At 44.5% G+C, this 12,981-nt stretch carries 10 protein-coding genes; 1 reads left to right on the top strand and 9 read right to left on the bottom strand.

All coding sequences use genetic code 11. From position 1 onward, the window contains the following. Positions 1-19: 19 nt before the first annotated feature. A complete protein-coding gene (gene brnQ / locus EQM06_RS00480) occupies positions 20-1,378 on the top strand; it encodes a branched-chain amino acid transport system II carrier protein (RefSeq protein WP_128744473.1) in 1,359 nt (452 codons plus the stop codon). 230 nt (positions 1,379-1,608) lie between these two features. Here the strand turns inward: brnQ and EQM06_RS00475 are convergent, their stop codons facing one another. From EQM06_RS00475 to ilvA, 9 genes are all read right to left on the bottom strand, one after another. Continuing rightward, the gene (locus EQM06_RS00475) at positions 1,609-3,048 is read right to left on the bottom strand and encodes an amidohydrolase family protein (protein ID WP_164914283.1); all 1,440 of its coding nucleotides are present in this window, start codon (positions 3,046-3,048) and stop codon (positions 1,609-1,611) included. A gap of 35 nt (positions 3,049-3,083) precedes the next feature. Beyond that, positions 3,084-4,220: an alanine racemase gene (gene alr / locus EQM06_RS00470; protein ID WP_128746744.1), complete on the bottom strand. Its 1,137-nt coding sequence runs from the start codon at positions 4,218-4,220 to the stop codon at positions 3,084-3,086. A gap of 77 nt (positions 4,221-4,297) precedes the next feature. Continuing rightward, entirely contained in the window at positions 4,298-4,678 is a 381-nt protein-coding gene (locus EQM06_RS00465; protein WP_330548344.1) for a metal-dependent transcriptional regulator, read from the bottom strand. A 110-nt stretch (positions 4,679-4,788) separates the two neighbouring features. Further along, entirely contained in the window at positions 4,789-5,685 is an 897-nt protein-coding gene (gene ftcD / locus EQM06_RS00460) for a glutamate formimidoyltransferase (RefSeq protein ID WP_128744471.1), read from the bottom strand. A gap of 58 nt (positions 5,686-5,743) precedes the next feature. Further along, on the bottom strand, positions 5,744-6,370 hold the full coding sequence (locus EQM06_RS00455) for a cyclodeaminase/cyclohydrolase family protein (protein WP_128744470.1): 627 nt from the start codon (positions 6,368-6,370) through the stop codon (positions 5,744-5,746). Between the two features lie 67 nt (positions 6,371-6,437). Next, positions 6,438-7,676: an imidazolonepropionase gene (gene hutI / locus EQM06_RS00450; protein WP_128744469.1), complete on the bottom strand. Its 1,239-nt coding sequence runs from the start codon at positions 7,674-7,676 to the stop codon at positions 6,438-6,440. Between the two features lie 8 nt (positions 7,677-7,684). Further along, positions 7,685-9,709 carry a urocanate hydratase gene (locus EQM06_RS00445; RefSeq protein WP_128744468.1) on the bottom strand — a complete coding sequence of 675 codons (2,025 nt, stop codon included), beginning with the start codon at positions 9,707-9,709 and terminating at the stop codon, positions 7,685-7,687. Positions 9,710-9,767: 58 nt separating this feature from the next. Beyond that, positions 9,768-11,291, bottom strand: coding sequence for a histidine ammonia-lyase (gene hutH / locus EQM06_RS00440; protein ID WP_230974982.1), 1,524 nt, complete (start codon positions 11,289-11,291; stop codon positions 9,768-9,770). A 353-nt stretch (positions 11,292-11,644) separates the two neighbouring features. After that, entirely contained in the window at positions 11,645-12,853 is a 1,209-nt protein-coding gene (gene ilvA, locus EQM06_RS00435) for a threonine ammonia-lyase (RefSeq protein ID WP_128744467.1), read from the bottom strand. Positions 12,854-12,981: the final 128 nt, after the last annotated feature.

Here is a 12,981-nt window from a genome sequence, read left to right as displayed (position 1 = left end):
AGAAATAAAGAGGTAAAAAATGAACCAAAAATTGAGCTTTACTAAACTTCTTTCGTTATCCTTAATGTTATTTGCCATGTTCTTCGGAGCGGGCAACATGATCTTTCCCCCTATGCTGGGACAACTGTCCGGCGGTAATTTTCTCCAAAGCGTAGCGGGTTTTGTAGCCACCGATGCGGGGCTGTCTATACTGGGCATCGCCGCAGTTGTTACCGTGGGTACCAAGCTGGACGACCTGGTCGGATTGGTCGGTCCAAAGTTTTCTGTATTTATGGGTGTTTTAATTTATCTATTGATAGGCCCTTTATTTGCACTTCCAAGAACCGGAACGGTTTCCTTTGAAATGGCCGCTGTTCCCTTTATCCCAGCGAACGCACCGACATTTCTGATTTCGGTTTTCTTTACGGCAATCTTCTTCGGTGTTACCTACATCCTCAGCATAAATCCTTCTAAATTAGTGGATATTGTAGGAAAAGTACTGACACCGATTCTGCTGCTTTCTATCGCCGTCATTTTTATCGCTTGTGTGATTCACCCTGTGGGAGAAATCGGTACTGCCACCGGCGACTATACTACCATTCCGTTTTTCCGCGGAATGATCGAAGGTTATCTGGCACTGGACGGCCTGGCTGCGTTAGCCTTTGCCATCGTTGTCATAAACGCTGTAAAGGATTTTGGTATCACAGAATCTAAATCCATTGTGAAATATACGCTACTGGCCGGCGTATTTGCCGGAGTCGGCCTCGGTGTTGTATACCTTGCTCTGGGCTTCATAGGTGCTCAGACTTCAATGGCTCCATTATTTGAAAATGGCAGTCAGCTGCTGTCCTCTGTTGTTTTTCAGCTGCTGGGAAGGGGCGGTAATATCATTTTAGGTCTCGCCGTTTTAATGGCTTGCCTGACTACTTCCATTGGTCTGGCAACCTCCTTTGCGGATTATTTCCATACGATTTTACCGAAGTACTCCTATAAAAGTATTTTAACAGTGGTTTGTATTTTCAGTTTTGCCATATCTAATGTGGGATTGACCACCATGATCCGCATAACACTTCCTGCGTTGGTCATGATTTATCCGCCTGCAATCGCACTGATTGTATTATCCTTTTTCAATCGATGGATCAAGAACAAATCCGAAGCGTATGCGCTTGCCCTGTTGTTTGCTTTTATTATCAGCGTATTTGACGGCCTCCGAACCGCCGGGATTTCTCTGGGCGGCTTGAGCGGATTGCTGTCAAGACTTCCTTTATTTGATTTAGGATTAGGCTGGATTCTTCCGGCTATCGTCGGTTGTCTGATCGGGCTGCTGCCTTGTGTGAACTTCCTATCCAAGAAAGCAATTCAGAATGGTAGCTATTACAGTAAGGATATAGAGGAATAGAATATTAAGGAAAATAAATATATTATTCAAAAAAAGAAAAACCTCCCAGCTAACCGGGAGGTTTTTCTTTAGTGTGTGTGTATCTAATAAAAGAAGGAAACCTGCATTTTTTCAAATGCATATTTCAGGGTCCCAATAATCCCCTACGACCTTTATTATAGACAAAGATTGTGATGATTATGTGTAGATTCCATGTGAAATTTATTTATTTCCTTAAAAATTTCTTAACATTAAAGCTGTATGCCGCTCATCAGATTATACCATTCCTGCATATTTTCCTCTTCCGCATCGTATACCACCTGTCCTGCTATCACGGTCATGTCTGCTAAAAGCCTTTTAAACAGCATTGGGTTTACAAGCCCAAAAGGATTTTTTTCAAATACCGCGAAGTCTGCCAGCTTCCCAATTTCAATAGAGCCCAGCTTATTCTCTATTCCAAGAGATTCCGCTGCATCTACTGTAAAGCAGTCCAGGACCTCTTCTATGCTTTTCGCTTCTTCAACAGCCGCATACTCATTTGCCGGTTCCCATCTGGTGGAGGGCTGAAAAAATACATTTTCCATACTCATATCATTCAGATTAAAACCTTCGCTTTTTTTCCGAAATTCCTTGTCACAGGCTATTATAAAGTTATTTTTTCGATATCCCGCATTTCGAATTGCTGTAATATACTCCATACTTGCTATAAATGCTTCATGATCCAGTGCATCCACATGCACGTCAAATCCCCGCTCAGAAGCTTCCATTAATAAAGTTTGCAGCCTCTCTGCTATTGGCTCCTCACAAACGTCCTCCTGACCAAGGGTCAGTTTTAAAATATTGCAATGAATAAAGTCATCCAGCTCTGTCGTATGGGTTCTTTTCTGTATCAGCTTCTTCATGGCTTCCTGTAACCGGCCGACCTTATTTCCGGCCAGCTCAAGGCTGCCAAAATACCGCTGTTTCATAGTCTCCTGCTGATACATGGTCAGAAGGATCTCTTGATAGACATTATTCATAAATTCAGGTGCTCCCACGTTAAAAATACTGGTAAAGCCTTTTGAACTATATTCAGAAGCCAGTTCCTTCACTCTGTTTTGAAGGTCTTCCTCGTTAAAAGGTGCCACTGCCTGCATAAAATAGGATACGGACATCTTCAAAATCCCATCTTGCTGAGCGGCAGCTCTGGCCTGCTCCAAGGCGCAGTTATTGACCCAAAGCACATCTTCCCCGCTGTTCAGAAGCAAAATCGGCTTTTCCGTGCTCACTGCATCCAGCTTTTCGCTGGCCTCCTTCTGAGTCATTTCTTTCACAATATCCTCTTCAAATCCGTATCCAAAATAAGCTTCCTGCTCCGGATTATCAAAGATATAGTCCGACATCACGCCCAGCACACCTTCCAGATCTTCTGTTTGAGAAACAGGGATATACATGCCCTCAAAAATTCGAAGTGCCGCATGGTTGTGCGTATTTATAAGTCCCGGCAATACATATTTCCCTGACAGATCCACCGTATATGTATCCGGCCCAATGTACCGTTCCACCTCTTGACTGTTTCCCACATAGATAAACTTTCCGTCCCGGCAGGCGACAGCTTCTGCCCAAGGCAATTCCCTATTCTGAGTATATATATTTCCATTGGTGAAAACCGTATCTGCTGTCCGATCTTTCTTAAATAATCCAAAACCCATCTGCTGTTTACCTCTTTTATCTCCCCTATTTTGTTCTATCTCACATAAATTTTTGGCAGACGCTGCCCAAAAGCACATACAATTTCATAGTTAATCGTCCCTGTAGCATTTGCTATATCATCTGCTAGAATTGTGTTCTTTCCGTCCGTACCCATGATGATCACTTCATCTCCGAGCTTTACGCCCGGTACATCCGTCACGTCGATCATGCACTGATCCATGCAGATATTTCCGGCGATTGGAGCTACCACACCATTTACAAGAACTTTTGCATGAGCGGAATAAGGTCTTGGATAGCCGTCTGCATAACCTAAAGCTATAGTCGCTATCAGGCTTTCCCTCTCTGATATGAATTTCCTTCCATATCCTACAGAAAAGCCTTTTCCCACCTTCTTTAAGTGGACAATATTTGCTTTAACGGACATGACCGGCTTAATATCAAGCTGCTTTTTATCCACTTCATCCGAGGGATAGCAGCCGTATAAAATGATTCCCGGTCTGACTGCGTCATAATGAACCGACGGAATTTCCATAATGGACGCGCTGTTTGCAAGGGTTCTGAAAGGTACGTCAATTCCTGCTTTTTTCAGCTTTTCATAAAAGCCTATGTATCGTTCTTCCTGCAGCTTTGAGAAGGCTTTATCAAAAGCATCAGCTGTAGCCATATGGGAGAACATTCCCTTGATCTTAAAGTTGGAAAGTGATGCAATTTTCTTGATATCCTCTACCGCAGTCTCGTCATCCGGAAGGTATCCAATCCTTCCCATGCCGGTATCTACGGCAATAAGACCTTTCACAGTCTTTCCCTCTGCTTCAGCGGCCACAGAAATAGCTTTTGCATTTTCAGAGCTGCATACTACGGGTGTAATGTTATATTTAACAATTGTATCAGCATACATATCGGGAGTTAATCCCAACATGATGATTTCTCCTTGGATTCCTGCCTCTCTAAGAGTAATCGCTTCCTGTAATGTGGCAATTGCAAAGGTCTTCACACCATTTTCCATGAGAACCTTGGCAACCGGAACGGATCCATGTCCGTATGCGTCTGCTTTGATTACTCCGATGATTTCCTTATTCTTTCCTGCTTTAGCTATAATATTTTTAATATTATAGTCTAAATTTGATAAATTAATTTCTGCCCACACTGGTCTAATTGCTTCTTTTAACATTTTTTCAATCCTTTCTTTTTTGGTCATGCGCCATACAGAGAGATTCTCGAAGGGATCGGCCTCGAGAATCTCCGTTTTCATATATTAAATTTTTTATGAGCTAACGCCTCACATATTTTTTCATAGGTCTCATTGGTCAAATCATGCTCAATCCTGCAAGCGTCTTTTAGGGCATTCTCTTCACTGACACCCAGGAATTCTATGAAAAATTTGGAAATATTGTTATGTCTTGCATAAATATTTTCTGCCGTATTCAGACCTTTTTCGGTGAGTGTTATGTGACCCTTTTCATCCATGTGAATATAGCCGTCCTTTTTCAATATACTCATGGCTCTGCTGACACTGGGTTTTGAAAAACCAAGTTCTGCTGCCACATCGATGGAACGCACGATATCATTTCTTTGATGGAGCACTAAAATTGTCTCCAAATAATCTTCTCCGGACTCATAAATCGCCATTTTCTCACCTCCGACAAATCCTATTTATTCATTCTTTCATTCTAACATATCTTGTCCAATTTTCGCAAGTCCGACACATTTTTCTTTATCAGCGGAGGCTTCTTTAAAAGCTAAAGCAAATGGTTCTCTATGACCTGTACGGAGGAATCAAAATCTTCAATTTGAAGATAATATTCTGCCGCATCAAATAGGGCATTCATTGGACAAAGTCCAACAATCTCCGTTCCGATCACGTGTACGCCATATCTGGCCGCTTCCGCTTTGGTAAGTTCAACCACCCTGTAAAGCGGTGTTCTGGTAAAATCCGTCATATTAATGGAAACCTGTGCCGTGTTTCTCTCTTCCAGTAAAACCCCCATCGCTTTTACACAGTCAAATCCGCCGTTTGACCTTCTGATAATCTTAGCGATCTTGCTGGCGATTTCCACATCGGAAGTGCTCAAATTAATATTGAAAGCAATTAGCGGCGGTCTGGCACCTACTGCCACAACACCTCCCGTTGGATGAATTCTCTGACCTCCAAAATCGGGAATCCAAAGGGAATCTTTCACCTTTTCTGCCATGCCTTCAAACTGACCCTTACGAATTGCTGCCAGATTTTCTCTATGAGGAGCACTTGCGGACTGCTCGTAAAGGAAAACCGGAAGATCTGCTTCTTCGGCGATTCTCCTTCCCACTTTTTTAGATAATTCAATGCAATCCTCTGTGCCGGCATCCTTAATCGGAATAAAAGGCATTACGTCCACACAGCCCATTCTAGGGTGCTCGCCTGTATGTTTTGTTAAATCAATTAACTCGACCGCCTTCTTCGCAAGCTTTACGCTGGCTTCCTCACAGGCTTCAGGGCTGCCCATATATGTAATGACCGTTCTGTTATGGCTTGCATCTGAGGAGTAATCCAGCAAGGTGCAGCCTGCTGTCGTCCGAATCTGATCCACACATGCTTCAATTACATCCTGATTTCTGCCCTCACTGATATTGGGCACGCTTTCTATTATTTTAGCCATATTGATTTTTCCTCCCATATTTTAATCTTTTATAAACACCTCACAGAGGCTCTGTTATTTATAATAATTCTAAGACTCTGCCATACAATTCTTTTTCTAAAGCTTCGGCTTCTAAAATGATTTTTTCACCCTTTTCTTGAAATCCTTTTGCCGCGGCTTCATCTTTTACGCCGGGCAAATTAATTTTAACATTGAGCCACGCGCCTTTGATGCAGGACATCAAGTTCAGAACGGCTACTCCCAGATCGCTGACCGCATTCGGATTAGACTTTCCCACAAGTTTTTGTACGATCAAAAGACCCTCATATGCCAGCTCCATTGATTTAAAAGGAACTTCTGTTGCTGCCAGCGTACCCTCTGCAATGGCCTTACTCCTGACCTTTTTTTCCTCTTCCGTTGCCTTTGGCAGCTTAAATGCGGAAGAAACGAGATTGAAGGCCTCCGTATCCTTATCTATCGCTTCTGTCAACTCTTTATAAAGCTTTTCTCCGTCTGCTTTTGCCTGTGCGCAGATTTCCTGATACTCTGCAAACTTTTCTTTTCCAATGGTCAAATCGCACACCATCTCAAACAGAGCTATCCCCTGGGCACCGGCAAGCGCGCTCGCTGAGCCGCCTCCGGGTGCCGGAGCATCAGACTTTAAAAGGTTCAGGTATTCGTTCACTTTCATTTCGTTGATTTTCATAAAGTACTCCCATATTTTATATCATCCGATTATGTCTTGCCGTTGTGCCGCAAAATCAATCAGAAGGTTAAACCAATATTCCTTTTTTAATGACCTGCATGGCCAGATTCGAGCCGAATCGATAGCAGAGCATTTCCATATCCGGTGCATCCCAAATGACTGCATCCGCCTGCTTGCCGACTTCCAGTGTTCCCACACGATCGCCTCTTCCGATGGCACAGGCCGGATTAATAGTTACTGCCGTCAAAACCTCTTCCGGCGTCATCTTGTATTTTAGATAGCCCAGATTCATAACAAACTGCAGATTTAAGGATGGACAGGAGCCCGGATTAAAGTCCGAAGCCGTCGCCACCGGAATGCCCAGCTCTATCATTCTCCTGGCCGGAGCAAAGTCCTTCCCAAGATAGAAGGAAGTCGCCGGAAGGAGCATAGCGGTCGTCCCCGCTTTCGCCATGGACGCCATACCTCTCTCTCCTATGGCAATTAAATGCTCTGCCGAAATAGCTCCGATTTCACCGGCCAGCTGGGAGCCGCCGATCTCTTCAATCTCATCTGCGTGAATTTTAAGACCAAAACCGCAGTCTTTCGCACATTCCAAATATTTCCTGCTCTGCGATACATCAAATACAGAATCCTCGCAGAATACATCCGCAAATTCTGCCAGCCCTTGCTTTTGGACTTCTGGAAGAACCTCCCTGCACAGCAGTTCAATATAATCGTCCGCCCTGTCTTTATATTCCTCCGGAACAGCGTGAGCACCCATAAAGGTAGCCACCATATCCATAGGATGATTTTCATCCAACGCTTTTACGACCTGGAGCATCTTCATCTCGTTTTTCATATCGAGCCCATATCCGCTTTTTGCTTCACAGGTCGTCACGCCAAGTGCCATCATCTCGTCCAGAAAATCAAAGGATTTATCATAAAGCTCCTCAAAGGTTGCCTGTCTGGTATGTCTTACCGTATCCAGGATTCCGCCTCCCGCATTCAGGATGTCCAGATAACCGGCTCCTTTCAGCTTCATGGGGATTTCATTCTGCCTGTATCCGCCAAATACCAAATGCGTATGCCCTTCTACCAAGCCGGGGGTGACCAGCTTTCCTTCTGCGTCAATGATGGTTTCTGCTTTTTCTGCATCCGCAGGAAGCTTGCCGTTTTCGCAGATTTCTTTTATGATACCGCTTTCAATAAAGAGAGCGGCATCTTTCATTTTCACATTTTCACCCTGCTTTTCTCCCTTGTGGCTGAAACTGCCCACAGGGGTCTGCAAGATTCCGATATTTTTTATCAGCAGTGTATTTGCCATACTGTCACCTACTTCATATATTTTGCAACAATACCGTCTACCAGTTCATCGCTTGCCACATAAGGGATCGTAATATGACCCTTGCCCGCATAGTTTTTATTGTATGCGACCGACGTTTCAAGGGCGTTCTCATTTCTCGCCCAGCTTCTTCTGGCCACGCCGCCCATTACATCCCACATCATAGCAGATCGGATGATCTTATCGATTCTTTCGCTTCCGTCCAGCACAAGTCCGAACCCGCCGTTAATGGCTTTGCCGATTCCCACGCCGCCGCCGTTATGAAGAGCGCATAAGCTCATTCCTCTGGCCGCATTTCCGGCAAAGCATTGAACAGCCATGTCGGCCATGACATTGCTTCCGTCTTTAATGTTGGAGGTTTCTCTGAACGGCGAATCGGTTCCGCTCACATCGTGATGATCTCGTCCGATCATGACCGGTCCGATCTTGCCTTCCCGAACCAATTCATTAAACTTAAGGGCAATGTCTCTTCTGCCCTCTGCATCCTGATACAGGATTCTGGCCTGTGTGCCTACCACCAGCTTGTTTTCTTTTGCATCCCGAATCCATACCCAGTTATCTCTGTCCTGGAATCTTCGGTTCGGGTCGATACAATCCATAGCGGCCTTATCTGTTCTGTCCAGATCCTCTGGCTTTCCTGACAGACAAACCCACCTGAACGGCCCGTATCCATAGTCGAACAGCATAGGCCCCATAATATCTTCTACATAGGAAGGCCAAATGAACCCGTCCTTTTCATCGATACCGTTCTTGGATATTTCCTTAATCCCCGCATCATACATGGCCTTCATAAAGGAATTTCCATAGTCAAAGAAATAGGTTCCTTCCGCCGTCAGCTTTTTAATCGCCTGAAAATGCCTATGAAGTGATTGGTCTACCTTTTTACAAAATTCTTCTCGGTCCTTATGCAGCAGTTCCGTTCTTTCCTCGAAAGTCAGTCCAACCGGGCAGTATCCGCCATTATACACATTATGACAAGAGGTCTGGTCGGACAGCAGATCCATTTTAAAGCCTACTTCCGCCGCTCTTTCAAGCAAGTCCACGATATTGCCGTGATAGGCAATAGAAATGGATTCCTTCGCTTTCAGTTTCTCTTCAGCCAGCTTAAATACTTCATCTAAATCCTCAAGAATGACATCTACCCATCCCTGATCGTATCTCGTCTGTATTCTGGACAAATCCACTTCCGCAAAAATGCCCACTGCCTTTGCAATATTCGCCGCCTTAGGCTGTGCTCCGCTCATCCCGCCAAGGCCGGAGGATACAAAGGTATGCCCTGTCAGATCGCCCTGCTCCGGCACGCCCAGATATTTTCTTCCGGCGTTCAATATGGTGTTGAAGGTTCCGTGGACAATTCCCTGAGGCCCGATATACATCCAGCCGCCTGCCGTCATCTGTCCATAGTTTGCTACACCCATTTCCTCGGCGATTTCCCAGTCTTCCAGATTGTCAAACATACCGATCATCATGGAGTTTGTAATAATTACACGGGGCGCATTGGGCTTTGATGGGAACAGTCCCAGCGGATGACCCGATTCGAGCACTAAGGTCTGATGATCCGTCAATTCCTCCAAGTACTTCTTGATTAATCGATATTGAAGCCAATTCTGACAAGGCTGGCCCGTTTCTCCGTACGTAACCAGCTCATAAGGATAAAGGGCTATTTCAAAGTCCAGATTATTGTCGATCATGACCTGAAAGGCTTTTCCTTCTATGCAGTTCCCTTTATATTCGTCGATAGGCTTTCCGTAAATTCTTCCTGCCGGTCTGTATCTGTACGCATAAATTCTTCCGTAATTTTTCAGCTCCTCCATAAATTCTGGAGCCAGTGTTTCATGCAGCTCCTCAGGTACATATCTGAGTGCATTTTTAAGAGCCAGCTTGGTCTGCGCCGGAGTCAGCCGGAATCCTCTGTCCGGAGCCCGTCTCTTTCCCTCTTCAAAGGCCGGATATTCCGGCAATACGGCATCCAGCTTCACGGTCATAGCTTCCGCTATTTTCTTGTTATCTAACATTTCGTTCCCCCCTCGTACAAGGTCTTTTAGATACATAAATGTACCTTTATACCTATTCTTATATTAATTTAACAACCTTTTCAACCGCTTCCACGATGGAGTGGTCTTTGATCATTTCATCAAATTTTTTCAATTCATAGTGCATGATGACATCCTGCTCTACCGGCTCCACAGTCTGTCTGATAAAATCATACGCCGCCTGTGTTCCTTTTGCCAGTCCGGTCTCACCTCTCAGCCAGATTCCCTGAGATGCGGCAAACAATTCAATACCGAGAACCTTTTGTGCATTATCCAGAATCATCGCCGCAGTCCTTGCTGCCGTTGTTCCCATACTTACGTGATCCTCCTGATTTCCGGAAGACGGAATGGAATCCACGCAGGCCGGATGTGCATAAATTTTATTTTCTGAAACCATGGAAGCTGCTGCATACTGAGCGATCATGAACCCTGAGCAGACTCCGCCATGCTTTGTCAAAAATGCAGGCAGTCCTTCCGAAAGCTGCGGATTAACAAGACGTTCCGTTCTCCTTTCCGAAACATCTGCCAGTTCTGCAATCGCCATCTTTAAGAAATCGAATGCCAGAGCCATAGGCTGTCCGTGGAAATTTCCGCCGGAAATAACTTCGTCCTCATCCGGAAAAATAAGCGGATTATCCGTTACGGCATTAATTTCTCTGGTTACAGCATCATATACGTATTGAACGGCATCTCTGGAAGCTCCGTGGATCTGAGGAATACATCTCAGTGAATATGGATCCTGAACCTTATTCGGATTTACATCTTGAGCATTATCACTTTCTTTAAGCAAGGTCAGCAGATTTTCTGCCACATCTTTTTGTCCCTGATGTCCTCTTACGTCGTGTACTTTATGGTCATACGCCTTTTTAATGCCGTTTAAAGCTTCTGCTGTCATAGCTGTGGCAATGTCCGCCACCTTTAAAAGATCCAGGGCATCCCAAAGGACATTTACACCGATGGCTGTCATAATCTGGGTTCCATTGATCAAAGCAAGCCCTTCCTTCGCTGCCAGCTGAACCACAGGGATTCCTGCCTTCTTCATCGCTTCTGCTCCCGGCATGATCTCACCCTTATATTCTGCATCCCCTTCACCGATCATGGTCAATACCATATGGGACAGCGGCGCCAAATCTCCGGACGCGCCCAAAGAGCCTTTCTCCGGAATGACCGGATGAACCCCTTTATTTAACATATCCACTAATGTATTTAAAGTAGCGGGTCGAATCCCTGAGTTTCCCCGTGAAAGTGCATTGCATCTCAGCAGCATTGCGGCTCTGACAACCTCTCTGGGCAGTCCGTTGCCTAATGCACAGGTGTGGCTTATAATCAAATTTCTTTGTAAATCCGCCGTTTCGTCGCTGGATATGAAGGTATCCGCAAACTTACCAAAGCCTGTTGTCAGGCCATAAATTACAGCACCTTCCGCCAGTTTTTTATCCACGTAGTCTCTGGCCTTTTTCACAGCCGCCTGTGCTTCCGGTGTAATAGTAACTTCTTCATCATATCGGGCTACACGGATAACCTCTTCAACCGTTAAATGTGTACCATTAATTGTAATGCTCATCTTTTTCCCTCTCGTTCTTTTATTATAATTATTCATATATTTTGTATATTTATTCATCGTTCTTTTTTGTAAAACGCCGTTTATATTATATCAAATTTGTTAATAAATTTACAATACTTTATTTTAAATTTTCTCAAAACTTAGAAGAGAATTGTATTTTTAAACGGTTTTGCATACAATCTTATTTGTACCAGATGAGACATCAAAACAACAACATTGTACTTTTTTTACAAATCTTTTAGCCTAGTAACGCATTATTTATTTAGTGCTTTAATTTTGAATAATTATGCTTTTGAGACGAAAAAAACCTGCTTAAAAAGCAGGTTAGAAAATATGTGTTTAGAAAATATTCTTTATTGCGGCTTTTCTCCCACAAGCTGCATACCGGCTTTGACCAGCTCCTGCTTTATCTGCGCTGCCTGCTCCCGATCCCGGGTTTCTATGACTACCCGCAGGAAACAGCTGTTAATGGCCATATTCGGATCGCTCCTGTCGTGATATACCGTCACCACATTTCCTCCGCAGCGGCTTATGATTTCACTCACGGAAAGAAGCTGCCCCGGCCTGTCAGCTAATTCCACGGTTATGGTGGTTCTCCTTCCGCTCATGATCAGTCCTCTGGTCACGACTCTGTTCAGGAAGCTTACGTCTATGTTGCCTCCGCTGACAAGGCAGACCACCTTCTTTCCGTGCAGGTCGAACTTATTAAACATGGCTGCTGCCACAGAAACGGCTCCCGCACCTTCGGAAATCAGCTTTTGTTTCTCCATTAAAGCAAGGATAGCCGCTGCGATTTCATCCTCAGAGACCACCGTTATATCATCTACATATTGGCTGACCATTTCATAAGTAATATCCCCCGGCTGCTTGACCGCTATACCATCCGCGAACGTATTGACCGAATCCAGCGTAATCATGCTCTGCTCTTTTATGGCTTTATACATACTGGGCGCACCTGCCGCCTGTACTCCGTAAACCTTGCAATCGGGATTTAAGCTTTTGATAGCAAAAGCCACTCCGCTGATCAGACCGCCGCCGCCCACAGGTACGATAACAGCATCCGCGCAGGAGAGCTGCTCCAGGATTTCCAGTCCGATGGTACCCTGCCCTGCTATAACATCCTCATCATTAAAGGGATGGATCATGGTCCTTCCTTCTTCTCTTTGAATTTCCAACGCCTTTGCATGGGCATCATCATAGGTATCCTTTACCAGGCAAACCTCCGCGCCATATTTTCTGGTAGCCTCCACCTTGCTTATGGGTGCTCCGTCCGGCATGCAGATCAGACAAGGAATATTATTTTTTTGGGAAGCCAGCGCCACTCCCTGTGCATGGTTCCCGGCACTGCAGGCAATAATCCCATGTGCTTTCTCTTCTTCGCTGAGCTGGCTTATTTTATAATAAGCTCCCCTCAGTTTAAAGCTTCCTGTTACCTGCAGATTTTCTGTTTTGAGATATATGGTGTTTTCCCGGCTCAACTCCGGTGCTAAGATTAAATCTGTTTTTCTGGCCACTTCCCGCAGAACGTATGCCGCATGATATATCTTATCTAATGTAAGCATGAGCTTCTACCTCCCGAATATTTTATATTATAGTTCTTAATTTTATTTAAAATTGCATCACACAGCGACGTAGCTTGTGTGGTATAATGAATGATATAATTAGTATTTAAATAATACCATTTTTCAAT

Source organism: Aminipila luticellarii, from assembly GCF_004103735.1.
GTDB classification, from domain to species: domain Bacteria; phylum Bacillota; class Clostridia; order Peptostreptococcales; family Anaerovoracaceae; genus Aminipila; species Aminipila luticellarii.
The sequence above is the reverse complement of the archived record's forward strand: the minus strand, read 5'-3'. Positions and strand labels throughout refer to the sequence as shown.

Bases quoted from the DNA above. Each gene is read 5' to 3' on its own strand.
- brnQ (WP_128744473.1), top strand. From the start codon at position 20: ATGAACCAAAAATTGAGCTTTACTAAACTTCTTTCGTTATCCTTAATG.
- ilvA (WP_128744467.1), bottom strand. From the start codon at position 12,853: ATGCTTACATTAGATAAGATATATCATGCGGCATACGTTCTGCGGGAA.
- hutH (WP_230974982.1), bottom strand. From the start codon at position 11,291: ATGAGCATTACAATTAATGGTACACATTTAACGGTTGAAGAGGTTATC.
- EQM06_RS00445 (WP_128744468.1), bottom strand. From the start codon at position 9,709: ATGTTAGATAACAAGAAAATAGCGGAAGCTATGACCGTGAAGCTGGAT.
- alr (WP_128746744.1), bottom strand. From the start codon at position 4,220: ATGTTAAAAGAAGCAATTAGACCAGTGTGGGCAGAAATTAATTTATCA.
- hutI (WP_128744469.1), bottom strand. From the start codon at position 7,676: ATGGCAAATACACTGCTGATAAAAAATATCGGAATCTTGCAGACCCCT.
- EQM06_RS00455 (WP_128744470.1), bottom strand. From the start codon at position 6,370: ATGAAAATCAACGAAATGAAAGTGAACGAATACCTGAACCTTTTAAAG.
- EQM06_RS00475 (WP_164914283.1), bottom strand. From the start codon at position 3,048: ATGGGTTTTGGATTATTTAAGAAAGATCGGACAGCAGATACGGTTTTC.
- ftcD (WP_128744471.1), bottom strand. From the start codon at position 5,685: ATGGCTAAAATAATAGAAAGCGTGCCCAATATCAGTGAGGGCAGAAAT.
- EQM06_RS00465 (WP_330548344.1), bottom strand. From the start codon at position 4,678: ATGGCGATTTATGAGTCCGGAGAAGATTATTTGGAGACAATTTTAGTG.